Origin of the sequence: Plantactinospora alkalitolerans, assembly GCF_015690345.1 — a bacterium.
Lineage (GTDB): Bacteria > Actinomycetota > Actinomycetes > Mycobacteriales > Micromonosporaceae > Plantactinospora > Plantactinospora alkalitolerans.
In genome coordinates, this window is sequence record NZ_JADPUN010000225.1 from 1 (window position 1) to 22,228 (window position 22,228).

Sequence of the window (22,228 nt, forward strand, 5' to 3'; positions counted from 1 at the left end):
CTGTAGAAGAAGGGTCCCTTCCTAACCGCCGAGCCCGATGGTTGTGGTAAACAAGACGTACGTACGGTTTGGAGGCGTCATGTGGGATCCCGCAACCTATCTCCGGTACGGCGACGAGCGGTCCCGGCCGTTCTACGACCTGACCGCCCGGATCGGCGCCGAACAGCCCCGCGTCGTGGTCGACCTGGGCTGTGGGCCCGGAAACCTCACCATGACCCTGTCGACGCGCTGGCCGGCGGCCCGGGTCATCGGGCTCGACTCCTCGGTCGAGATGATCGGGCCCGCGACGGCGCTCGGCGGCAACTCTCCGGACACGTCCGGGGTCGATGCCGCGACACCGCCCGACGGCACCCCGGGGGCGGGATTCCGTTCGCCACCGAGCCGAGGTGTTGGGCCGGGGCCGCTCGGCGGGGCCGGTGTCGGGTTCGCGGTGGCCGATGCCCGGACCTGGTCGCCCGGGCCCGATGTCGACGTGGTGGTCTCCAACGCCGTGTTGCAGTGGGTACCCGGACACGAGGCGCTACTGGTGCGGTGGGCCCGCGAGCTGACCCCCGGTTCGTGGCTCGCGGTCCAGGTGCCGGGCAACTTCGACGCCGCCTCGCACCGGGCGCTGTACGCGACCGCCGAGGAACCCCGCTGGCACGCTGTCGTCGATCCCGTCCTGCGCGACGCGCCGGTCTCCGACGCGGTGGGCTACGCGAGGCTGCTGACCGGGGCGGGTTGCCTGGTCGACGCCTGGGAGACTACCTACGTGCACCTGCTATCGGCCTCCGGCACCGACCTGTCGTCCTCCGGCGCAGACCTGTCGGCCTCCGGCACCGACCATCCGGTGCTGACCTGGATGGAGGGGACGGCGTTACGTCCGGTCCGGGCGGCACTGGGCGGTGAAGGTGCCGAATGGGACGCCTTCCGGGCCCGCCTGGCGCGGCGGCTCGTCGAGGCGTACCCGATCCGGGAGGGGCTGGTGTACTTCCCGTTCCGCCGCGTCTTCTTCGTCGCCCGTACCGGCGCACGTCACTAGGGAGCAACCGTGACCGACCTATCGGCCTTCATCGCCGGACTGCCAAAGGTGGAGCTGCACGTCCACCACGTCGGCTCCGCGTCGCCGCGGATCGTGGCGGAACTGGCCGCCCGGCACGAGGGCCGGACCAGGGTGCCGGCCGACCCGGCCGCCCTCGCCGACTACTTCGAGTTCCGGGACTTCGCCCACTTCGTCGAGATCTACCTCAGCGTCGTCGACCTGATCCGGGACCCGGAGGACGTTCGGCTGCTGACCTTCGAGGTGGCCCGGGAACTCGCCCGCCAGCAGGTCCGGTACGCGGAGCTGACCGTCACGCCGTACTCGCACGTGCACCGGGGAATCCCCGCGCCGGCGTTCTGCGAGGCGATCGAGGACGCGCGCCGCAGCGCCGAGGCCGAGTTGGGCATCTCGTTGCGCTGGTGCTTCGACATCCCGGGGGAGGCCGGGCTGCCCTCCGCCGAGCAGACCCTGCGGATCGCCCTCGACGAGCGGCCCGACGGTCTGCTCAGCTTCGGGCTGGGCGGCCCGGAGGTGGGCGTCCCACGGCCCCAGTTCAAGCCGTACTTCGACCAGGCCAGGGCGGCCGGCCTGCGGTCCGTGCCGCACGCCGGGGAGACCACCGGCCCCGGGACCATCTGGGACGCGATCCGTGAGCTGGGCGCCGAGCGGATCGGGCACGGCATCTCCGCCGTACGCGATCCCGAACTGCTGGACTACCTCGCCGAGCACCAGATCCCGATGGAGGTCTGCCCCACCTCGAACGTCCGTACCCGGGCGGTCGGCACCATCGAGGAGCATCCGCTGCCCCAGCTCGTCGCGGCCGGGCTGCTGGTGACCGTCAACTCCGACGACCCGCCGATGTTCGGCACCACGCTGAACGACGAGTACGCGGTCGCCGCCCGGCTGCTCGACCTCGACCAGGCCGGCCTGGCCGGTCTGGCCCGCAACGCGGTCGCGGCGTCCTTCCTGCCCGGTCCGGACAAGGCGAAGCTGACCGCCGAGATCGACGCCTACCTCGCGGCGCACAACTCCTGATCCTCCAGGACCGGTGGGGGAACAAGAGCCTCCGATGAGCCCTTAGCCTGTTCGTGGCCGCGCCTGTGGCCACGAACGACTGAGGACACCCAATCGGACCACGGATAGGACATCGAGAATGCGTACGCTGATCTACACCGCCTTCGTCTCGCTGGACGGCGTCGTCGACTCGCCCGGCGGCGGACTTCCCTCCGAAGCCCACCGCAGCGGCGGCTGGACGTACAAGGACCTGGAGTTCCGGCCCGAGGCGTACGAACTCAAGGGGCGGGAGACCGAGGAGACCACGGCGCTGATGTTCGGCCGGGCCAGCTACGAGGCGTTCTCGCCGCTGTGGCCGGGCATCGAGGAGTTCGCCGCCCTCAAGGAACTTCCGAAGTACGTCGTCTCGACCACCCTCGGCCAGGACGCCCTCGTCGACAACTGGGGTGACATCACGATCCTGCGCTCCCTGGAGGACGTCGCGAAGCTCAAGGAGACCGACGGCGGCGCGATCGTCATCCACGGCAGCGCCACCCTCGCCCGCAACCTCTCCGACGCCGGCCTGATCGACCGCTACCACCTGCTGCTCTTCCCGGTGCTGCTCGGAGCCGGCAAGCGGATGTTCAGCGACACCGACAAGGGCAAGCAGATGCTGAAGGTGGTCGAGTCCGAGACGTACGCCAACGGCATCACCAAGCTGATCTACGACGTCGTCCACTGAGCTCGCTGCCCTGCCCCCCGGCGGCAGCCGGGGGGCAGCACCGTTCGGCGTTGTCGGACACCGTGAAGAGGACCACGACAAGGATCAGCAGCCCGGCAACCGCGCCGAAATGGTTCTGCACTGTCAGCACCCACGGCTGCTCCGGCGGCGGGAACTCCGGCGTCACCGCAAAGGAGAAGACTGCCTTCCACGACCCCCACGCGAACAGGAACCCGGAAGCCAGCCACGACAGCAGCAGGGACGCCCGGCCAGTGCGGCGGGTCAGCATCCATGCGCTCCACGCGGCGGCCGACAACCACACTCCGCTGTTGGCGGTGAGCAGGTGCCACTGCGCGTCGCGGCTGTCGAGGGTCGCCTCGTTCAAGCCGATCGTCCCGCCCAGCGCCCAGAACAGTTGCGGCAGGCCGAGAGCGACGCAAAGCGCCGCCGCCAGTCGGGCCACGGTGACCCGTACGCCCGGCCGCACAGGGACATCCCTGCCGGAGAACGCCCACGGCCACCGCAGTACGGCGTAGACCGGAGCGGCGATCGCCACACCGAGCGCGAACCCGGCGAACGACACCGACAGCAGACCGATTTCCGCGGCGGTCATCTGCGCTTCCGGGGCGGTGTCGCCGGTGTCCGTGCCCACCAGCGCGAGAATCGGGATGAGCGGGATCATCGGTACCAGGAAACCCATGCCGATCCAGGACGGGAGCAGCATCAGCCAGGCTGGCACCCGTCGGCCCCATCGCTGCGCCAGCGCGAGGCCGAGCAGCATGGCCAGCCCAGACATCGCCACCGTCAGCCCGTTGATGGCCGCCCAGTTCAGATGGCTCCAGGCTCCTTCGTGCAGTCCTCCGCCGCGCAGTCCGTCGATCGTCCAGAAGATCTTCATGACGAAGTACGGCGCCATTGCGAACACCGCGCCGTACGCCGCAATGCGCCCGACCCGCGACCAGTGGTTCCCCGGTGTCGCGTCCGGGGCGTCGGCGGCCCTCCACGCCGCAGGTGAACGCGATCCTTCTGCCTCGGCGGTCGCCGGAGGTGGTGGCGCGGCACCGTCAGGCCCGTCAGCTCTCCTCATGCCGCTCACGCTAGGACCGGGCGCGTGGGGCCACCTCCCTCTGTGGAGGGAGCGCCCCTCCCACTCGGTGGCTGATCCAGTGGCTCGACTGGTCGGACAACGCCGCGTTGACGCAGTGCCGGAGAGTGGAGGCTGGCCCGGCGCGGGGTGCTGCGGGCGGCCGCGCCGGGCCAGCGATCGTGGGCGTCCCGACCGCTGTCGCACCGTGTTCGCGCCAACGTGTGTCGCGGCGGTGCGGGTCCCGGTCGGGTCGCCGGGTTGGTGCGAGGTCGTAGCTGTTGGCGCGCGGCGGGAGCGAGGTGTGGGGGACCATGCTCCCGCCGCGTGCACGGCTCCCCCGGACCGGGTTGGGGCGAACATCTGCGGGTAGTGGTCCGGTGGAGCGGGATGGGATCGCGACTGATGTTGCCATCGGAGCCGGGCCGCCGGACGAGCGTTAATTCAGACCTAAGGAAGACTTGCGCCGGAGCAGAAAATCGCCGGATCGCGGGCCTGCCCGGTCAGGAAATCGCCGGCCCGCCCGGTCAGGAAATCGCCGGATCGCCGGCCCGCCCGGTTAGGAAAGCGCATTCACCGGGCGGGGCCGGCGGTCACTCGTCGGTCTGGCGCTGACGACCCCAGCGGCGGCGGGTGGCGGACTCCTTCTCCCGGGCCAGCCGGCCGACCAGACCGAATCGGCTGACCTGCCGTGGTGCCGCGTCCGGATCGGCCAGCAGCATCACCACGCTGGCACCGCCGAGCCGGGCCCGGTCGATGCTGACCGACCCGTTGGCCTGCTGCGCGACCCGGCGGGCGATGTCCAGGCCCAGGCCGGTGGAGCCGCGATCGCTGGTTCCCCGCCGCAACGCCCGGTCCGGGTCGGCGATGCCGGGGCCCGCGTCGTCGACCCGGACCGCGATGTACCCGTCCCGGCGGGAGACCGCGACCTCGAAGGCGGTGCCCTGCGGGGTGTAGCGGAACACGTTGCCCAGCACCGCGTCCAGCGCGGCGGCCAGCTCGGCGCGGGGCACCGGCACCGGGATCCGCAGTTGCGCGCCGGTGACCCGGTGCGAGCGGTTCTGGTCACCCGCCAACGCCGCCCAGAACACCATCCGGTCCCGAACCACCTCGCTGACGTCGCAGCTACCCGGCAGGGCCTCCTGGGAGACCGTCTTGCGGGTCGTGTTGATCAGTACGTCGATCTCGCCTTCCAGCGTCACGATCGCCTGCCGGATTCGTCGGATCGTCCGGCGCCGGTCGAGTTCGGCGGCACTGAACGATCCGACGCTGGTGTCGTCGGAGTCCAGGGCGTCGGCGTCCAGCCGCAGCACGGTCAGCGGGGTACGCAGCCGGTGCGACAGGTCGGCGACGAGTTCCCGTTCGTCGGTGCGGGACGTGACCAGTCGGTCCGCCATCCGGTTGAAGGCGTACCCGGCCTCGGCCAGCTCGCGTGGTCCGCTGGGCTGGATCCGCAGCTCCAGGTTTCCGTCGCCGACCGCCAGGGCCGCGTCGACCAACCCGCGGGCGGACGAGACCGCCCGGGCGGCGAGCCGGTCCACCACGATCACCGAGGCCACCACCAGCCCGATCGCGACCAGGATCAGCATCAGCCAGGTGCCTCCGGTGCCGGCGTTGAGCGCGGCCTCGGCCACGAAGACCTCGACCACGAGGACCCGGCCGGCGACCGGTACCGGTTCCAGCCGGACGACTCCGCCGGGTACGTCCGCGACGACCGGTGAGCCGTTCCGGATCGCCCGGTCGACGTCCTGCGACTGGGCCCGGGGCGAACCGCCGGTGGAAAGCCCGTGCACGACCGGCGGGTCGGTCGAGTTGCCGCTGCCCGCCTCGATGACCCGCCGGACCACCGCCGGATCGGAGCTGACCGCCAACGCCCCGGTGATCATGGCGCTGCGTCGGGCCGCGTCGGCGAGCGCGTCCTCCCGGACGTCGCGGTCGAGCGCCGTACCGAGCGGGATCAGGAAGGCCAGCGCGACGATGGTGGTCATGCCGGCCCCGAGGTAGGCCAGGGCCAACCTCAGTCCGGTACCACCAACCGGAATCCGACCCCCCGCACGGTGCGCAGGTAGCGCGGCTTCGCCGCGGACTCGCCCATTTTGCGGCGGAGCCAATACAGATGTACGTCGATGGTCTGGTCCTCGCCGACCGATGGCTGCCGCCATACCTCCTCCAAGAGCTCCCGGCGGGACACTACCCGGCCCGGCCGGGCCGCGAGATAGGCCAGCAGGTCGAACTCCTTGCGGGTCAGCGCCAGTGGCACCCCGTCCAGGAGTGCGCTCCGTTCGCCGACGTCGATCCGCAGCCCGCCGACGGAGTGTACGGCCGGTTCGACGGTCCGGCTCGCCCGGCCGACCCGACGCAGCACCGTGGTGATCCGGGCATCCAGGTGGGCACCGGTGAAAGGCTTGACCATGTAGTCGTCGGCACCCGCGCGGAGCAGCCGGACGATCGCCTGCTCGTCGTCCCGGGCGGTGGCGATGATGATCGGAACGTCGGTGATGCCACGCAGCATCCGGAGTGCGTCGGCGCCGTCGAGGTCGGGTAACCCGAGATCGAGGACGACCAGGTCCGGTGTTTCCGCGGCAACCCGGCGGAGGGCATCGAGAGCCGTGCCGACCGCGTGCACCGCGTGCCCGCGGTCGGCCAGGGAGCGCAGCATCGCGCCGCGTACGACATGGTCGTCTTCGACCAAAAGCACCGTGGCCACCTGATGACCGTACTGCCCGTGGCAAGTCGGAGAAATCGACGTCCGGTATAGGTCGATCGACCCGTTTCGCAGCGGCCTGCTCCCGACCGAGCCGCCGATCCCCGGCGTGCAGCCACGGCAGGTGTTAGGAAGGGCCCCTTCTTATGCAGAAAACGATAAGAAGGGGCCCTTCCTTACCGGGCGGGCAGTTGGAGGACCCAGCGGTACGCCTGGACCATGCCGGTGTCGAAGCCGGCCGCCGAGCCCCAGAGGAAGAGTCGGAAGCGGCGGTAGAGCGGTGCACCCCAGCGCTGCTCGATCTCGTCCCGGGCGCCGTCCAGCCGGCGGGCCCACTCGCGGCAGGTCAGGTAGTAGTTGTGCCGGTCGTCGGCGAGGCTGAGCAGCTCGAACGGGGAGTGGGCCACGTGCCGCAGGTACTGGTGCAGCAGTAGCGGGGCCGAACCGCCGGGGTAGACGTACCGCTTCATGAAGGTGGAGACGAGGTGCTTGCGGCGCATCGCCAGGGCGTCCAGGTAGACCCGGCCGCCGGGGCGGAGCAGTTCGGCGTACTTGCGCAGCGTGGTGCGGTAGTCGGGCAGGTGTTCGGTGACCCCCATGTTGACGATCGCGTCGAATCGCTCGCCGGGGGAGTAGCCGAAGATGTGCTCCCGGACCACCCGTACCGGCAGTCGCTCGCGCTCGAACAGTTCGGTGAGGAAGCGCTCCGACTCCACCGACAGCGTGGTGGTGGTGACCTGGATGCCCTTGCGGGCGGCGTGCTCGGAGAAGGCGCCCCAGCCGCCGCCGACCTCCAGCACGTGGTCCCCGGGCTTCACCCCGATGGCGTCCAGGGCGAGATCCATCTTCCGGGTCATCGCGTCTTCGAGCGGCTCGTTGTCGGAGACGAAGACGCCCTCGGTGTAGCACCGGTGCCGCTGGTCGAGGAAGGTCAGGAAGAAGTCCGAGTCCTCGTCGTAGTGGTGCGAGATGGCGCGGCGGTCGTCCTCCTTCCGGCCGCCCCGCAGCAGCGCGGGGACGAACCGGCCGAGCCAGGCGATGGGATGTCGGTCCGGGAAGAACGACCGCATCCGCAGCGCTGCGGCGAGGTCGCCGTCGACGTCCAGCGAACCCTGGAGGTACGCGACGGCGACGGCGAACTGGTCCAGGGCGGCGAGCGCCTTGGCGCCGCGCTCGTCCTTGATGATGATGGTGAACAGCGGTTCTCCGCTGCCGAGGATCTGTGCCGGCCCGCCGGCCGGAGCCACCGCGAACGGCACCGCCGGTTCGGTGGCGAAGAAGGTCTCGTATCTGCGCTGTAGTGCGCTCACGGCGTCCATGGGTGTCACGGCGTCAATCTAACGCCGAGGTAGCGGCGCCGGCAGGCGGAAAAGCCAGGACCGATAGCATCTCAGGAGCCGAACGTTCCGGTGCAGTCCGTTTCGTCCTAGATCGAAGGAGTCCCCCGTGTCCGAAGCCCGTACCCCTGTCGTGGCCGACCCCGTTGTCGTCGCGGCCGGGACGACGGCGGCCGAGGCGGTGGCCGCGGCGGGTCTGCCCGGCGCCGGCCCGGGGGCGATCGTGGTGGTCCGCGACCCGGACGGCCGGCTGCGCGACCTGGACTGGACGCCCGAGGCGGACACCCCGGTCGAGCCGGTCCGGCTCGACTCGCCGGACGGGCTGAACGTGCTGCGGCACTCGACCGCGCACGTGCTGGCCCAGGCGGTCCAGGACACCTTCCCCGAGGCCAAGCTCGGGATCGGCCCGCCGATCGACAACGGTTTCTACTACGACTTCGACGTCGACCGCCCGTTCCAGCCGGATGATCTCGCCCGGCTGGAGAAGCGGATGCAGGAGATCGTCAAGGCCGGGCAGCGGTTCCGGCGGCGGCGCTTCGACAGCCTGGAGGCGGCCCGGGTCGAGCTGGCCGACGAGCCGTACAAGCTTGAGTTGATCGAGGTCAAGGGGGCCGGGACCGAGGGTGGCGGCGCGGGGTTCGACGCCGGTGAGGTGATGGAGGTCGGCGCGGGTGACCTCACCATCTACGACAACCTGGACGCCGACTCGGGCAAGGTCTGCTGGTCGGACCTGTGCCGGGGCCCGCACCTGCCCAGTACCCGGCTGATCGGCGCGTTCAAGCTGATGCGTTCGGCCGCCGCGTACTGGCGGGGCAACGAGCGCAACCCGCAACTGCAACGGGTGTACGGCACCGCGTGGCCGACCCGGGACGCGCTGAAGGCGTACCTGAGGTTGCTGGAGGAGGCCGCCCGGCGCGACCACCGCAAGCTCGGCGCGGACCTCGACCTGTTCAGTTTCCCCGACGAGATCGGCTCGGGCCTGGCGGTCTTCCATCCGAAGGGTGGGATCATCCGCCGGGAGATGGAGGACTACTCGCGGCGCCGGCACGAGGCGGCGGGTTACCAGTTCGTCAACTCCCCGCACATCACCAAGGGTCAGCTCTTCGAGACCTCCGGCCACCTGCCGTACTACGCCGAGACGATGTTCCCGCCGATGAAGTTGGAGGGCGCGGACTACTACCTCAAGGCGATGAACTGCCCGATGCACAACCTGATCTTCCGGGCGCGCGGGCGTTCCTACCGGGAGCTGCCGCTGCGACTCTTCGAGTTCGGCACCGTCTACCGGTACGAGAAGTCCGGCGTGGTGCACGGCCTGACCCGGGTGCGCGGGCTGACCCAGGACGACTCGCACATCTACTGCAGCCGGGAGCAGATGCCCGGGGAACTCACCACGCTGCTGACCTTCGTGCTCGACCTGCTCCGGGACTACGGCCTGGACAACTTCCACCTGGAGTTGTCGACCCGGGACGACTCGCCGAAGTTCATCGGCTCCGACGCGGAGTGGCAGGAGGCCACCGACGCGCTCCGGGTCGCCGCCGAGGCGTCGGGGCTGGATCTGGTGCCGGACCCGGGCGGTGCGGCCTTCTACGGTCCGAAGATCTCGGTCCAGGTCAAGGACGCGATCGGCCGGAGCTGGCAGATGTCCACCATCCAGGTCGACTTCAACCAGCCGGAGCGGTTCGGGCTGGAGTACCAGGCGTCCGACGGCACCCGGCAGCGGCCGGTGATGATCCACAGGGCGCTGTTCGGTTCCATCGAGCGGTTCTTCGGCGTGCTGACCGAGCACTACGCGGGGGCCTTCCCGGCCTGGCTGGCTCCGGTGCAGGTGGTCGGCATCCCGATCCGGGACGAGCACGCCACCCATCTCGACCGGTTCGTGGCGGCACTGCGTGCCGAGGGGATCCGTGCCGAGGTGGACACCTCGGACGACCGGATGCAGAAGAAGATCCGTACCGCCCAGCAGCAGAAGATCCCGTTCATGGCCATCGCCGGGGATGCCGACGTGGAGGCGGAGGCGGTCTCCTTCCGGTACCGGGACGGTTCGCAGCGCAACGGCGTACCGCTGGCGGAGGCGGTGGCGCACGTGGTCGAGGTGGTCCGGTCGCGTACCAACTCCGGGCCGAGCGCGGAGCCCGGGCCCGAGGCGGTGTCGGAGTAGGCGCTGACGTCCCAACCATCCGGACCGGTCCGGATGGTTGGGACCCGATGCGCTGGTCGTAGGATCATCGGCGTGACAGGCGCGGCGCCCCACGCGGAACCCGGCATGCCCGATGGGCTGGACCGGCTCTGGACACCACATCGGCTCACCTACATCTCCGGACCGGACCGGCCGGCCGACGGGCACGAGAAACCGGCCGGCTGTCCGTTCTGCCTCGCCCCGGAACGCGAGGGCGACGAGAACCTGGTGGTGCACCGGGGTGAGCGGGTCTTCGTGGTGCTCAACCTCTACCCGTACAACCCCGGACATCTGCTGGTCTGCCCGTACCGGCACCTGGCCGACTACACCGAACTGGACACCGAGGAGACGGCCGAGCTGGCCGACTGCACCCAGACCGCGATGCGGGTGGTCCGGCAGGTCAGCAACGCGCACGGCTTCAACATCGGGATGAACCAGGGCGGGGTGGCCGGTGCCGGCATCGCGGCCCACCTGCACCAGCACGTCGTGCCGAGGTGGGGTGGGGACGCCAACTTCATGCCGGTGATCGGCCGGACCAAGGTGCTGCCGCAACTGCTGGCCGACACCCGTACGCTGCTGGCCCAGGCCTGGCCCGGGCCGGCCTGACTCTGACCGTCCGGGCCGCGACCGCCGCACCACGACCGCGAAACGGCGGCGGCTGGCCGAACAGCGGCGGCCGCCGGAACCGAGCGGATCCGGCGGCCACCATCGGGCGGTACGGAGGCGACGTCAGCGCCCCTTGAAGACCCGCTTCTCGGAGCCGAGGCGCAGGAAGACCGTCTCACCGGTGGCGTCCTGTACGGCATCGTTGTCGGTGACGGCGTAGACCTGCCCGTCACCGGCGACCGTCAACCCCTCGAGCTTCTCCTGGGTCCAGCCGTGCGTCGCCCGCAGGTCGGGCAGCACGTCGTACGCCAGGGTCTTGGGCAGCACCCGCAGCGGTCCCGGGGCGGCGGCCGGGGGCAGCTCCACGGTGTAGATCCGCTTGAGCGTGGCGGCCGGACCGTTCAGCTTGTCCCGCTCGATCACCGCGAGCCGGTTCCCGACCACGGTCACCTCGGACAGCCCGATCCAGTCGCCCGGGGTGCTCGTGCTGCCCAGCCGGTAGCCGAACCAGCTCCAGGTGCCCGCCGTGACGTCGTACCGGCCCAGCCGGACGACGCCGGCCGGGTCGCCGGCCACCTCACGCTGCAACGCCGCCCAGACGACCTCGCGCCCGCGCGGGTCGGTGGTCGCGGTGACGCCCTCGAAGCCCTGCTTGGCCAGGCCCGCCGCGACGTCCGCCGGCATCGGTACGACCTCTCGGGTCACCCCGGCCTGGTCGAGCCGGACCAACTGGTTGCCGGCACCGGACGCACCCTCGACGGCGAGCCAGAACCCGCCCTGCGGACGGGCGAAGATTCCCTCGGCGTCGTAGCCCACCGGGGTCCCGTCGGCGGCCCGGACGGTCAACGCGTGGTCGATCACGGCCGGCGTCGAGGTCGGGTCGACGGTGAGGATCCGGCTCGGCTGGTACGCCGCGTCGGTCACGCTGTAGAGCAGGTGCGACTTGCCGGGTACGGCGGAGAGGGCGCCGAGCGCACCCCAGCCGATCGACGCCGCACCGTCCTGCTGCGGTCCGCCGTGCTGCGGTCCGCCGTGTTCCGAGGCGGAGACGATGCTCGGGAACGCCGGAGTGCCCCGACCGAGCCGGTAGAGGGTCACCGAGGCGCGTACCCCGACGGAGGCGTCGTCCTCTTCACTCGAGACCGCGAGCAGGTCGCGGGACGGGATCGGCAACAGTCCCTCCGGACCGTTGGTGGCCGGCAGAACCTGCCGGAAGACCGGAGCGGTCGGCCGGCTCAGGTCGTAGACGGCGACGAAGTTGCTCCGCTCGGAGCCGACGAAGGCGTACCGCACTCCGTCGAACTCGGCGACCGCCACGCCCTCCGGCTCGGTGCCCTTGTTGTCCGCCCGGTCGTCGTTGGCGAAGCCGTACCGGACGGCGAGCTGTTCGAAGCTGTTGCCGGCGTCCCAGGCCACCAGGCCGGTCCGGCTGTCAAAGACCGACCAGCCCCGGGTGCCGCCCCGCCAGTCGCCCTCGTTCGCGGTCGCCAGGTATCGGTCGTCGACCCAGGCGACGGCGTCGGGCTCGCGCGGGGTGTCGGTGATCGCACCGGCCGGGTCGATGGTGCCGTCGTTCTCGGTGTCGATGCCCCGCACCGTGGCGGTGCCGGTACTGAAGACCTTGTCGATCCGGCCGGTCGGCACGTCCACCAGGACGATGCCGTTGTTCTCCTGCAGGGTCACCGCGAGCTGGTTGCGGCTGTTGATCGAGACGTACTCCGGCTCCGGGTCGGTCGGTGCGGCGATGCCGGCGGCGGCCAGGGCGGGCAGTGCCGTACCGTTCGGGCCGGTCAGCGGTACGGCCCGGGTACGCCAGCGGTCCGGTGAGTTCCCGTCCAGGTCGACGAGCTGGACGAAGCCCGCGGGTGCCTGCGGCAGGTCGCCGTCCTCGCCACCGGACGGGGCGGCGTCCTCGTCGCGCTCGTTCTCGATCGCGATCGCGGCGTACCGGCGGTCGTGGCTGATGGTGATCGAGTCGGGCTGTCCGCCGAGGTCGAAACTGGTCACCCGGCGACGGTTCGCCAGGCTGATCACGTCCAGCCGGCCGGACGGGTCGGTGTGGCTGGCGCTGGTGTTCACCACGACCAGGACGTACTGGCCGACCACCGCGACCGAGGTCGGCTCGTCCTCGGCGTCGCCGAGTTCGGTGAGCGCGAGGGTGCCGAGTCCACGTGGCCGGTCGGCGTCGCTGATGTCCAGGAAGCCGATCCGGCGGGCCAGTGCGTCGGTGTAGATCAGGGTCCGGCCGTCGGAGCTGACCGTGGAGATCTCCGCCACCGTCGGGGTCGCCGGGTCCTCACCCGCCGGACGGTTGGAGAACACGGGATAGGTGGCGGTACGGTCGAACGCCAACTGCCGGTCCGGCCGTGGCTTGCCGTGTGTCGCCGTACCCGCGCCGGCCACCCCGGAGGTGGCGACGGCGATGGTGCCGGCGGCGAGCGCGACGGCGGCGAGCGTGGCGTAGGTCTTTCTCGAGGGCATCGTCTCTCCGTTGCTTTTCCGACTTCCGGTTCGGAAGGTCCCACGGATGGACGAGCGGCAGCCGGCGCTCAGATGAACGCCGGACGAAGATCAAGTAATCGCCCTGGCGTCTCTTCCCCTGGGCTGACCTGCGGCTTTCGGGACTGGTGCGGCTCCGCTATGCGGCGAGACCGGGCCGGGGGCGGCGGTGGCCGGTACGGAGTCCGGAGCGGATCGTCCGGTCGATCTCCTGTCGACCCAGCCCCGCCTGCCGCGCCGCGTCACCGAGCACCGCCGTGATGTCGTGGTCGTCGAGCAGACGGACGGCGGCGAGCTGCCCGAGGTGGTACGCGGCCAGGTAGAGCGTGGTGTTGCGGGTGCCGGTGACCGCGCTGGCGACCGTGCTGGCCTCGGCGGCCAGGGCGGCGCTGGCGTAGCGCTCGGGATGCCGTACCCGCTCGCCGCTGCCGTCGCTGCCCGGGGCGCTGATACCCGGACGGTTGCCGTCCGGGCCCCGGCTGCCCGGAAGGTCGCCGGCCGGGACGGGCGGGAAGAGCAGGGCGGCCAGCTCCGCCGGACAGTCGCCGAGCGGGACGTCCGGTGGGCGGATCCAGCGGTAGCGTCGGCCGCTGGCGTGCCGCGACGGCGGCGCGACGACGTACCCGTCGACACCGCGCCAGTCGACGCCGGGCAGCAGCGCCGTCCGGTTACCCGTGCCGGTGGGCCGCAGGTAGATGTGCCAGCCGCCGGAGCCGGTCCGGACCACCGGGCCGGGGATCGTGTGGTCGGACACGAGTTCACGCAGTGCGGACACCCCGTCGGGTACGTCGACGTCGCAGACGTCGAAGCGCACGCCGGTCCGGGCCGCGACGTTCGCCTCCGGCCAGCGGGTCCACCACCGCCGGATCAGCTCGGGGCGGGTGCTGGCGTCGTGCAGGCCGTGCCGGAGCAGGCTGCGGTGCCAGCGCGGATGTTTGCCGGGGCGGTCGCAGTCGGTGCCGCCGCAACTGCATCCGGCCTCGGTCGGGGTGTGCAGTGGCAGTACGGGGACGCCGGCAGCGGCGTACTTCAGGGCGGCGCGCAGCAGCGGTGACATCTGCCCGACCTCCTCGCCAGTCGGATACCCGCTACCAGGATATTCGAACATGTGTGCTATCTGTCGATCGGATGTGGGCGATACCGCCGCCGGATTTGACAGCCCTATGGCTAGCGGCTATCTAATAGTGATCTCTACGAAGGGTGTGTCTGGTGCAGGACGTGGTGCTGGCCATGCTGGCGAAGGAGCCGGCGCACGGGTACGAGCTGCGCAGCCGGATGCGTGACGCGCTCGGTCCTCTGGGGGAGGCGATGAACGCCGGGCAGATCTACGTGACGCTGACCCGGCTGGCCAAGGCCGGACTGGTGACCTCGGAGCGGGCCGACGGCCTGCCGGACCGGCCCGACCGTCGGGTCTACACACTGACCCCCGCCGGACAGCAGCGGGTCGCCGCCTGGCTGACCGAAGTGACCTGGCCGAAGCCGGACCTGGCCGAGTTCCATCTCAAACTGGTGGCCGCCGCGTCCGCCCGGTTGGCCGATCCGGTGGCGCTGGTCGACGCGCAGCGACGTGAGGTGCTGCGCCGGCTGCGCGACGCCCAGCGGGCCGCACTGGGTCAGGCGGTGGACCCGGTCGCCGGCTTGCTGTTGGAGGGTGTCGTGCTGCGGTTGCGGGCCGACATGGAATGGCTGGAGGCGTGCGAGCGCATGTGGACCAAGGGTGATCGGACTGGGCGGAAGGCGAGGGCGTGAGCGGATCGGTGGTACTGCGGGCGCGTGGGCTGACCAGGCGCTACGGCCGGGACAGCGGGCTGGTGCGCGCGGTGGACGAGGTCGACCTGGACGTACCCGCCGGACAGGCCCTGGCCATCATGGGGCCCAGCGGCTGCGGCAAGTCCACCCTGCTGCACCTGCTCGGCGGGCTGCAACGCCCCACCGGCGGGCAGGTGTGGCTGGCAGACCGTCGGATCGACACGATGAGCGAGTGGGCCTCGGCCCGGCTGCGGCGCGACAGCCTCGGGTTCGTCTTCCAGTCGTTCCACCTCATGGACGAACTCACCGCGATGGAGAATGTCGAGTTGGCCGCGTTGCTGGCCGGGCAGCCGCCCCGCCGGGCCCGGCAACGCGCCCTGCACCTGCTGGAGCGGGTCGGGCTCGCCGACCGCGCCGCGCACCTGCCGTCGGCGCTCTCCGGCGGCCAGCGCCAACGGGTCGCCATCGCCCGCGCGTTGTGCAACGAGCCGCTGGTCGTGCTGGCTGACGAACCCACCGGCAACCTGGACAGCGCCGCCACCCTGGACGTGCTGCGGCTCTTCGAGGAGCTGCACACCGCAGGACAGACCCTCGTGGTGGTCACCCACGATCCCCGCATCGCCGCGGTCGCCGACCGGGTGATCTCCATGCGCGACGGGGCGTTCGCCGACGACAGACAGGTCGTCGGCGCCGCCACCGGCACCGTCTACGGACGGCGGCGCTGAGATGGCCGGCCGCCTCCTGTTCATCTGCCAGCTGCTGGTACGCGACCTGCGTCGACGCCGGACCGAGACGGTGCTGCTGCTGGTCGCCATCACCGCCGCCACCGCCACGCTGACCCTCGGCCTGACCCTCAACGAAATCGCCGACCGGCCGTACCAGCAGACCCGGACCGCCACCGCCGGTCCGGACGTGATCGTGACCCCCCGGACCACCGGCCAGGCCGCGTTGGACGAACTCGCAGCGCGGACCACCGCGGCCGGCGTCACCGATCACAGCGGCCCGTTCCCGATCGCCTACCTGACGATGACGGCCCACGGCAGGTCCGCGCACGCCGTCGTCGAGGGCCGGGACGACGCACCCGTATCGATCGACCGACCCGCCGTGACCGACGGCACCTGGGTACGCCCCGGCGGCGTGGTCGTCGAGCGAGCCTTCGCCGACGCCCTCGGCATCCGTACCGGCGACACGGTCAGCATCGACGGCCATCCGCTGCGCGTGACCGGGACCGCGGTCACCGCCGCGAGGGCGACATATCCGTACGCCGGGTGGCACTACTCGGGTAGCGTCCTGGTCGAGCGGGGCGGCCTGGTCTGGGTCGACCGCAGCGACATCGCCACGCTGGCGGGCAGCCAGTCGCTGTCGTACACCCTCAACCTCAAACTCGCCGACCCGGCGGCCAGCGCCACATACCCCGTCGGCGACCAACTCACCACCTGGCAGGCGATCGACCGCCTCAACGGTCGGCTGTACAGCGACGCGCAGATGACGCTGCTCGTCGGCAGTTGGCTGCTCAGCGGCCTCGCACTGGCCGGCGTCGCCGGCATCGTCGCGGGCCGGATCATCGGCCAGCGCCGCCGGGTGGGGCTGCTCAAGGCCGTCGGCGCCGGACCGGCCATGATCGCTGCCATCCACCTCGCCGAGTACCTCGTGATCGGGCTTGCCGCCGCCGCCACGGGCCTGGTCACTGGCTGGTTCGCCGCACCCGTGCTGATCCGCCCCAGCGCCGGACTCATCGGCTCCGTCAACGCCCAGCCACCCGCGCTGCGCACGGTGATCGCCGCCACGGCCCTCGCCCTCACGATCGCTGTGGCGGCGACTCTGGTACCGGTGGTTCGTGCCGCCGCCACCAGCACCATCCACGCGCTGGCCGACGCCGCAACGCCACCGCGGCGCCGGCGGTGGCGTATCTGGCTGTCGCGGCGGCTGCCCACCGCCCTGCTGATCGGGGTGCGTATCAACGCCCGCCGGCCGCGCCGCGCCCGACTGGTCACCGTGAACACCCTGATCACCACGACCGCGCTCGTCGCCGTACTCATCGTCAACACCCAAGCGGTGCACTTCGACCTCGGCTACACGGCACTCGCCAATCCCCGGGTGGAACGGGGCGAGCAGGCCACGCTCGTGCTCACCGTCGTGGTGTGCGTTCTTGCGCTCGTCAACGCCGTCGTGAGCACCTGGACCGCGGTCCTCGACGCCCGGCAGCCGCTGGCCGTCGCGAGGACGCTCGGTGCCACGCCCGGACAGGCGGGCGTGGGCCTGGCGCTGGCGCAACTGCTTCCCGCCGTACCCGGCGTCGCCGTGGGGATCCCGGCCGGCATCGGGCTCGTCGCGTTCGTCAGCATCGGTGAGGTCCAGTACCCACCCGGTTCCTGGCTGCTCGCCACCGCGCTCGGAGTTCTGCTCGCCGTCGCCGCGCTCACCGCCGTCCCCGCGATGGTTGCCACCCGGCGCCCGGTCGTGGACACACTCCGGTCCGCACCGACCTGACAGCCGTCCACGGCCGTGGCGCCGCTCACGGCCCGGACCGCTCAGCCCGTGCTGGGGGTCCGCTCGGCGATCAGGGTGACCAGTTCGGGCCAGGACCCGACCCGGTGCACGGCCGCCAGATGCCGCTGGTGGCTGCGTACCTCGTGCTCCCTGGGCCGGAACAGGAAGCGGTGCGGCACGGTGTCCAGATAGGAGAGGACCTCCAACCGGTCGTCGACGAAGTGCGTCAGCCCCAACGCGGCGGCGATCGGCGCCTTCGCCTCGCGGGTACGGCAGAAGTGCACGTTGCCGGCCGCGATGCCGGTACGGCGGTAGAAGTCGTGGTGCGCCAACCACAGCCGGCTGCGCTGCTCGACCCGCTCACCGCACTTCGACACCAGGTGGACGTGCGCGCCGAACACCTCCGAGACCAGGGTGGCCAGCGCCTCGAACACCCCCGGCATCGGTGGCGTACGCCGGAAGTCCGCCAGCAGCGAGGTGTCCTGGTCGGCCTGGTCCGCCTGTTCTACCTGCTCCGCACCCGGACCGGTCGTCTCGATCGGATACAACCGATCCACCTGTTGGATGATGACCCCGCCGATGTCCACTCCGATCCGCATCAACCGATCATCGCCGTCCGTCCCCGATGGAGTCCACCGAGTTGCCGGGCGGGTGGCCAGCCGCCCGGTGTCCCGCCCGGTGTCGCGGACGGTGTCGCGGTCGGAGTCGGCCGGATGTGACACGCTTGCGGACATGAATTCGGATACCCGGATGTTGGGTCGCAGCGGCATCGAGGTGAGCGCGCTCGGCCTCGGCTGCTTGGCCATCGGAGGTGTGTGGCACGAGGGTGACCAGCCGTTGGGCTGGGGGCAGGTGGACGACGACGAGTCGATCCGCGCGGTCCGGCGCGGCCTCGAACTCGGGGTCACCCTCTTCGACACCGCCGACGTCTACGGCACCGGGCACAGCGAGCGGATCCTCGCCCGGGCACTCGCCGGGCACCGCGACGAGGTCGTGATCGCGACCAAGTGGGGATACACGTACGACGAGGCCACCCGGCAGGCAACCGGCCCGGACCCGTCGCCGGAGTACCTGCGCCGGGCGGTGGCGGCGTCGCTGCGCCGGCTGGACACGGATCGGATCGACCTGTACCAGTTGCACCTGGGCGACCTCGCCATCGACCAGGCGGCGGAGCTGCTCGGCACGCTGGAAGAGTTGGTGACCGAGGGCAGGATCCGGTCGTACGGCTGGAGCACCGACCTCCCGGACCGGGCCGAGGCGTGGGCGATCTCCGGTACCCACTGCACCGCCGTCCAGCACTCCTTCTCCGTCCTCCAGGACGCACCGGAGGTGCTGGCGGTCTGCGAGCGGTACGACCTCGCCAGCGTCAACCGGGGACCGCTGGCCATGGGCCTGCTGTCCGGCAAGTTCACCGAGTCGTCCACGCTGGCCGCCGACGACGTACGCGGAATCGCACCGATGTGGCTGGACTGGTTCCGGGACGGCCGACCCGCCCCGGAGTTCCTCGCCCGGGTCGCCGCCGTCCGCGAGGCGCTGACGGCGGACGGCCGTACCCTCGCCCAGGGCGCGCTCGGCTGGCTCTGGGCCCGCAGCGCCAGGACGCTCCCCATTCCCGGGTTCCGTACCGTCGCCCAGGTCGAGGAGAACGTCGGCGCGCTGGCCCACGGCCCCCTCCAGCCGGACCAACTCGCCGAAGTCGACACCCTCCTCGCCAAGCTGTAAGGAAGGGCCCCTTCTTATCGCTTTCCGCATAGGAAGGGGCCCCTGTTAACACCTCGGCACGCCCGCGCACCTCAGTGGCCGTTGCTGTGCTCCTTGCGGAACTGCTCCGCCAGGTGGGGGGGCATCGGCTCGTAGCGGGCGAAGGTCCGCCGGAACGTGCCCCCGCCGGACGTCATCGAGCGGAGTTCGACGGCGTACCGGACCAGTTCGGTCGCCGGCACCTCCGCCCGGACCAGGGTGTGTTCCGTGCCCCCCGGGTCCGGCTCGGTGCCGAGCACCTTGCCGCGCCGTCCGGACATGTCGCTCATCACCGCACCGACGGAGGTGTCCGGCACCCGGACCACCACCTCGTCGACCGGTTCCAGCAGGGTGAGCTGGCCCTTCTCGGCCGCGTCCCGCAGGGCGAGCGAACCGGCGGTCTGGAAGGCGGCGTCGGACGAGTCGACACTGTGCGCCTTGCCATCGAGCAGGGTCACCTTCACGTCGACGACCGGATACCCGGCGACGATGCCCCGGTCCATCTGGCCGCGTACGCCCTTCTCGACCGAGGGGATGTAGTTGTGCGGCACCGCCCCGCCGACCACCCGGTCGGCGAACTCGAACCCACCGCCGCGGGGCAGCGGCTCCACCTCGATGTCGCAGACCGCGTACTGGCCGTGCCCGCCGGACTGCTTCACATGCCGGCCGTGGCCCTGTGACGCGACCGCGAACGTCTCCCGCAGCGCCACCCGTACCGGCTCGGTCTCCAGGTCCACGCCGCCACCCCGGAGCCGCTCCAGCACCACCTCGGCGTGTGCCTCTCCCATGCACCACAGCACGAGCTGGTGGGTCTCCGGGTTACGTTCCAGCCGCATCGTCGGGTCACCGGCGACCAGTCGGGACAGGTTCTTGGCCAGCGCGTCCTCGTCGGCCCGGCTCTTGGCGACGATGGCCACCGGCAGCAGCGGCTCGGGCATCTCCCACGGGGCGATCAGCAGCGGATGCTCCTTGGCCGAGATGGTGTCACCGGTCTCGGCCGTACCCGATTTGGTGAGCGCGCAGATGTCTCCGGCGACGCAGTGCGGCACCTCGCGCAGCGCGGCGCCGAGCGGGGCGTAGACGTGCGCGATCCGCTCGTCGGCGTCGTGGTCCGGGTGGCCGCGTTCGGCCATGCCGTGCCCGGAGACGTGTACGACCTGATCGGGCCGCAACGTGCCGGAGAAGACGCGGACCAGGGACACCCGCCCGACGTGCCGGTCGATGGTGGTCTTCACGACCTCGGCCACCAGCGGGCCGTCGGGGTCGCAGGTCAGCGGTGGCTGCGGGGTTCCGTCGACCCCGTTGACGGTGGGCAGGTCGTGCTCCAGCGGAGTCGGGAACGCCGAGGTCAGCAGCTCCAGCAGCGCGTCGATGCCCAGCCCGGTCTCGGCGCAGACCGGTACGACGGGATAGAAGTGCCCACGGGCGACGGCCGTCTCCAGATCGTCGATCAGGACCTCGACCTCGATCTCCTCCCCGCCGAGATACCGGTCCAGCAGGGTCTCGTCCTCGCTCTCCGCGATGATGCCCTCGATCAGCTCGTTCCGGGCGTCGCCGATCGCCGGCAGGTGCTCGGGATCGGGCTCGCGGACGGTGGCGGGCAGGCCGTCGGAGTAGTCGAAGATCCGCCGGGTGATCAGACCCATCAGTCCGACCACGTCGACCCCGTCGTCGTCCAGCATCGGCAGGTACAGCGGAAGTACGTTGTCGCCGAAGACCCGCTGGCACAGCGCCACCGTCTCGTCGAGGTCGGCCCGCTGATGGTCCAGCCGGGTGACCGCGACGGCCCGGGGCATGCCGACCGCGGCGCACTCCTGCCACAGTGCGGCGGTGGCGCCGTCCATCCCGTCCACCGCCGAGACCACGAACAGCGCCGCGTCGGCTGCCCGCAGCCCCGCTCGGAGCTCGCCGACGAAGTCGGCGTAGCCGGGGGTGTCCAGCAGGTTCACCTTGACGCCCTGGTGCATCAGCGGCGCGCAGGCCAGGGCGATCGACCGCTGCTGCCGGACCGCGGCCGGGTCGTGGTCACAGACCGTGGTGCCATCGACCACCGCACCGGGCCGCGAGATCGTTCCGCTCGCCGCCAGGAGCGCGTCGACAAGCGTCGTCTTGCCCGCGCCGGAGTGGCCGACCAGCACCACGTTGCGAACCCTGCCGGGTTCATCCACCACCGGCGCCGGGCCGGTGAGTCCTTTCTCCGAGCTCCTCTGCGCCATCGGGCGCACCTCCCTAAGCCGGTGGTTGGTGGCGACCGCCGCGTGCGACGGGGGAGCTGCCCTGGCGACTCCGCGGCGATATCCTCGGGTGGCCTGCCGTGCCCGGGGGACGTGCCGGGTGGCAAGGTGAGCGAAGTCACGTCCCTGCTCCGATCTCACACCCGTACAAGACGTGACACAAGCCCGCAGCGCGAACTAGCCGCCACCGGACGTACCGGCCCGGTTGCGGGCCCGTTATGGTGGGACGGCCATGGCGAAGATCTTCCAAGTGTCGGCCCGTGCGGGCATGACCCGCGTTGTCGAACCGATTGCCCGGACCCTGCTACGGGTCGGAGTGACGCCCAACGCCGTCACCGTGACCGGCACCCTGGGGGTGCTGGTCGGTTCGATCGCGCTCGGTGCCCGGGGTTACCTGGTGGCCGGTGCGCTGGTCGTGACCTTTTTCGCGCTCACCGACCTGCTCGACGGCACGATGGCCCGGATGCGCGGCGGGTCCAGCCGGTTCGGCGCCTTCCTCGACTCGAGCATGGACCGGGTCTCCGACGGCGCCGTTTTCGGCGCCGTCGCGTACTGGCTGGCCACCCAGAACGACCGGGTCGGGGTGGCCGCCGCGCTGATCTGCCTGGTCTCCGGCGGGCTGGTCTCCTACGTCAAGGCCCGGGCCGAAGGGCTCGGCATGACCTGCAACGTCGGGATCGCCGAGCGGACCGAACGGCTGCTGATCGTCGGGGTCGGCGGGCTGCTCACCGGCCTCGGCCTCGACTGGGCCCTGACCACCGCCCTCTGGCTGCTCGCCGCCGTCTCGCTGTTCACGGTGGGGCAGCGGATGACGCACGTCTACCGGCAGGCCGAGCGCGCCGAACTGGGTGTCGACGCGTGACCGTGCGAACGG

The 22,228-nt window shown here is 71.2% G+C and carries 18 protein-coding genes; 10 read left to right on the forward strand and 8 right to left on the reverse strand.

What is annotated here, in order from left to right:
• The first annotated feature begins 79 nt into the window (after positions 1-79).
• The 3 genes from I0C86_RS25300 (at position 80) to I0C86_RS25310 (ending at position 2,756) form a co-directional block, all read left to right on the forward strand.
• Positions 80-1,021: a methyltransferase domain-containing protein gene (locus I0C86_RS25300; protein WP_196203776.1), complete on the forward strand. Its 942-nt coding sequence runs from the start codon at positions 80-82 to the stop codon at positions 1,019-1,021.
• Positions 1,022-1,030: 9 nt separating this feature from the next.
• Positions 1,031-2,056, forward strand: coding sequence for an adenosine deaminase (locus I0C86_RS25305; RefSeq protein WP_196203777.1), 1,026 nt, complete (start codon positions 1,031-1,033; stop codon positions 2,054-2,056).
• A gap of 118 nt (positions 2,057-2,174) precedes the next feature.
• Positions 2,175-2,756 (forward strand): dihydrofolate reductase family protein, encoded by a 582-nt coding sequence (locus I0C86_RS25310; protein WP_196203778.1) that lies wholly within the window; start codon positions 2,175-2,177, stop codon positions 2,754-2,756.
• On the opposite strand, the gene I0C86_RS25315 is transcribed toward I0C86_RS25310, so the two are convergent.
• The 4 genes from I0C86_RS25315 to I0C86_RS25330 form a co-directional block, all read right to left on the reverse strand.
• Positions 2,725-3,822: a hypothetical protein gene (locus tag I0C86_RS25315; protein ID WP_196203779.1), complete on the reverse strand. Its 1,098-nt coding sequence runs from the start codon at positions 3,820-3,822 to the stop codon at positions 2,725-2,727. The genes I0C86_RS25310 and I0C86_RS25315 overlap by 32 nt on opposite strands.
• Positions 3,823-4,412: 590 nt before the next feature.
• Positions 4,413-5,807: a HAMP domain-containing sensor histidine kinase gene (locus tag I0C86_RS25320; protein ID WP_196203780.1), complete on the reverse strand. Its 1,395-nt coding sequence runs from the start codon at positions 5,805-5,807 to the stop codon at positions 4,413-4,415.
• A 29-nt stretch (positions 5,808-5,836) separates the two neighbouring features.
• Positions 5,837-6,526 carry a response regulator transcription factor gene (locus tag I0C86_RS25325; RefSeq protein ID WP_107262887.1) on the reverse strand — a complete coding sequence of 230 codons (690 nt, stop codon included), beginning with the start codon at positions 6,524-6,526 and terminating at the stop codon, positions 5,837-5,839.
• Positions 6,527-6,699: 173 nt separating this feature from the next.
• Positions 6,700-7,842 (reverse strand): class I SAM-dependent methyltransferase, encoded by a 1,143-nt coding sequence (locus I0C86_RS25330; protein WP_196203803.1) that lies wholly within the window; start codon positions 7,840-7,842, stop codon positions 6,700-6,702.
• 127 nt (positions 7,843-7,969) lie between these two features.
• Here I0C86_RS25330 and thrS point away from each other — a divergent pair, with 127 nt between their 5' ends.
• Both thrS and I0C86_RS25340 read left to right on the forward strand, forming a co-directional pair.
• Complete coding sequence (gene thrS / locus I0C86_RS25335) at positions 7,970-10,018, forward strand: threonine--tRNA ligase (protein WP_196203781.1); 2,049 nt, start codon at positions 7,970-7,972, stop codon at positions 10,016-10,018.
• A 105-nt stretch (positions 10,019-10,123) separates the two neighbouring features.
• Positions 10,124-10,642 carry an HIT family protein gene (locus tag I0C86_RS25340; RefSeq protein ID WP_196203804.1) on the forward strand — a complete coding sequence of 173 codons (519 nt, stop codon included), beginning with the start codon at positions 10,124-10,126 and terminating at the stop codon, positions 10,640-10,642.
• 123 nt (positions 10,643-10,765) lie between these two features.
• Here I0C86_RS25340 and I0C86_RS25345 read toward each other — a convergent pair whose 3' ends face one another.
• Positions 10,766-13,123 (reverse strand): esterase-like activity of phytase family protein, encoded by a 2,358-nt coding sequence (locus I0C86_RS25345; protein ID WP_196203782.1) that lies wholly within the window; start codon positions 13,121-13,123, stop codon positions 10,766-10,768.
• Positions 13,124-13,280: 157 nt separating this feature from the next.
• Positions 13,281-14,198: a bifunctional DNA primase/polymerase gene (locus I0C86_RS25350; protein ID WP_196203783.1), complete on the reverse strand. Its 918-nt coding sequence runs from the start codon at positions 14,196-14,198 to the stop codon at positions 13,281-13,283.
• Between the two features lie 152 nt (positions 14,199-14,350).
• Between I0C86_RS25350 and I0C86_RS25355 the strand changes: the two genes are divergently transcribed.
• From I0C86_RS25355 to I0C86_RS25365, 3 genes are read left to right on the forward strand one after another with little or no spacing between them, the layout of a single operon-like run.
• Positions 14,351-14,890: a PadR family transcriptional regulator gene (locus I0C86_RS25355; protein WP_196203784.1), complete on the forward strand. Its 540-nt coding sequence runs from the start codon at positions 14,351-14,353 to the stop codon at positions 14,888-14,890.
• On the forward strand, positions 14,887-15,615 hold the full coding sequence (locus I0C86_RS25360; RefSeq protein ID WP_323373840.1) for an ABC transporter ATP-binding protein: 729 nt from the start codon (positions 14,887-14,889) through the stop codon (positions 15,613-15,615). The genes I0C86_RS25355 and I0C86_RS25360 overlap by 4 nt, the downstream gene beginning before the upstream one ends.
• A 1-nt stretch (position 15,616) precedes the next feature.
• Positions 15,617-17,380 (forward strand): ABC transporter permease, encoded by a 1,764-nt coding sequence (locus I0C86_RS25365; protein ID WP_196203785.1) that lies wholly within the window; start codon positions 15,617-15,619, stop codon positions 17,378-17,380.
• Between the two features lie 41 nt (positions 17,381-17,421).
• Here the strand turns inward: I0C86_RS25365 and I0C86_RS25370 are convergent, their stop codons facing one another.
• On the reverse strand, positions 17,422-17,979 hold the full coding sequence (locus tag I0C86_RS25370; protein ID WP_196203786.1) for a hypothetical protein: 558 nt from the start codon (positions 17,977-17,979) through the stop codon (positions 17,422-17,424).
• Positions 17,980-18,112: 133 nt separating this feature from the next.
• Here I0C86_RS25370 and I0C86_RS25375 point away from each other — a divergent pair, with 133 nt between their 5' ends.
• Positions 18,113-19,102: an aldo/keto reductase gene (locus I0C86_RS25375; protein WP_196203787.1), complete on the forward strand. Its 990-nt coding sequence runs from the start codon at positions 18,113-18,115 to the stop codon at positions 19,100-19,102.
• A gap of 71 nt (positions 19,103-19,173) precedes the next feature.
• Here I0C86_RS25375 and I0C86_RS25380 read toward each other — a convergent pair whose 3' ends face one another.
• Entirely contained in the window at positions 19,174-21,336 is a 2,163-nt protein-coding gene (locus I0C86_RS25380; protein WP_196203788.1) for an elongation factor G-like protein EF-G2, read from the reverse strand.
• A 250-nt stretch (positions 21,337-21,586) separates the two neighbouring features.
• Here I0C86_RS25380 and pgsA point away from each other — a divergent pair, with 250 nt between their 5' ends.
• Complete coding sequence (gene pgsA, locus I0C86_RS25385; protein WP_196203789.1) at positions 21,587-22,216, forward strand: phosphatidylinositol phosphate synthase; 630 nt, start codon at positions 21,587-21,589, stop codon at positions 22,214-22,216.
• Positions 22,217-22,228: the final 12 nt, after the last annotated feature.

Excerpts from the sequence above, each read along its gene's own strand:
- I0C86_RS25300 (WP_196203776.1), top strand. The coding sequence starts at position 80 with ATGTGGGATCCCGCAACCTATCTCCGGTACGGCGACGAGCGGTCCCGG.
- I0C86_RS25310 (WP_196203778.1), top strand. The coding sequence starts at position 2,175 with ATGCGTACGCTGATCTACACCGCCTTCGTCTCGCTGGACGGCGTCGTC.
- I0C86_RS25315 (WP_196203779.1), bottom strand. The coding sequence starts at position 3,822 with ATGAGGAGAGCTGACGGGCCTGACGGTGCCGCGCCACCACCTCCGGCG.
- I0C86_RS25320 (WP_196203780.1), bottom strand. The coding sequence starts at position 5,807 with ATGACCACCATCGTCGCGCTGGCCTTCCTGATCCCGCTCGGTACGGCG.
- I0C86_RS25330 (WP_196203803.1), bottom strand. The coding sequence starts at position 7,842 with ATGGACGCCGTGAGCGCACTACAGCGCAGATACGAGACCTTCTTCGCC.
- I0C86_RS25340 (WP_196203804.1), top strand. The coding sequence starts at position 10,124 with ATGCCCGATGGGCTGGACCGGCTCTGGACACCACATCGGCTCACCTAC.
- I0C86_RS25345 (WP_196203782.1), bottom strand. The coding sequence starts at position 13,123 with ATGCCCTCGAGAAAGACCTACGCCACGCTCGCCGCCGTCGCGCTCGCC.
- I0C86_RS25350 (WP_196203783.1), bottom strand. The coding sequence starts at position 14,198 with ATGTCACCGCTGCTGCGCGCCGCCCTGAAGTACGCCGCTGCCGGCGTC.
- I0C86_RS25365 (WP_196203785.1), top strand. The coding sequence starts at position 15,617 with ATGGCCGGCCGCCTCCTGTTCATCTGCCAGCTGCTGGTACGCGACCTG.
- I0C86_RS25370 (WP_196203786.1), bottom strand. The coding sequence starts at position 17,979 with ATGCGGATCGGAGTGGACATCGGCGGGGTCATCATCCAACAGGTGGAT.
- I0C86_RS25375 (WP_196203787.1), top strand. The coding sequence starts at position 18,113 with ATGAATTCGGATACCCGGATGTTGGGTCGCAGCGGCATCGAGGTGAGC.
- I0C86_RS25380 (WP_196203788.1), bottom strand. The coding sequence starts at position 21,336 with ATGGCGCAGAGGAGCTCGGAGAAAGGACTCACCGGCCCGGCGCCGGTG.
- pgsA (WP_196203789.1), top strand. The coding sequence starts at position 21,587 with ATGGCGAAGATCTTCCAAGTGTCGGCCCGTGCGGGCATGACCCGCGTT.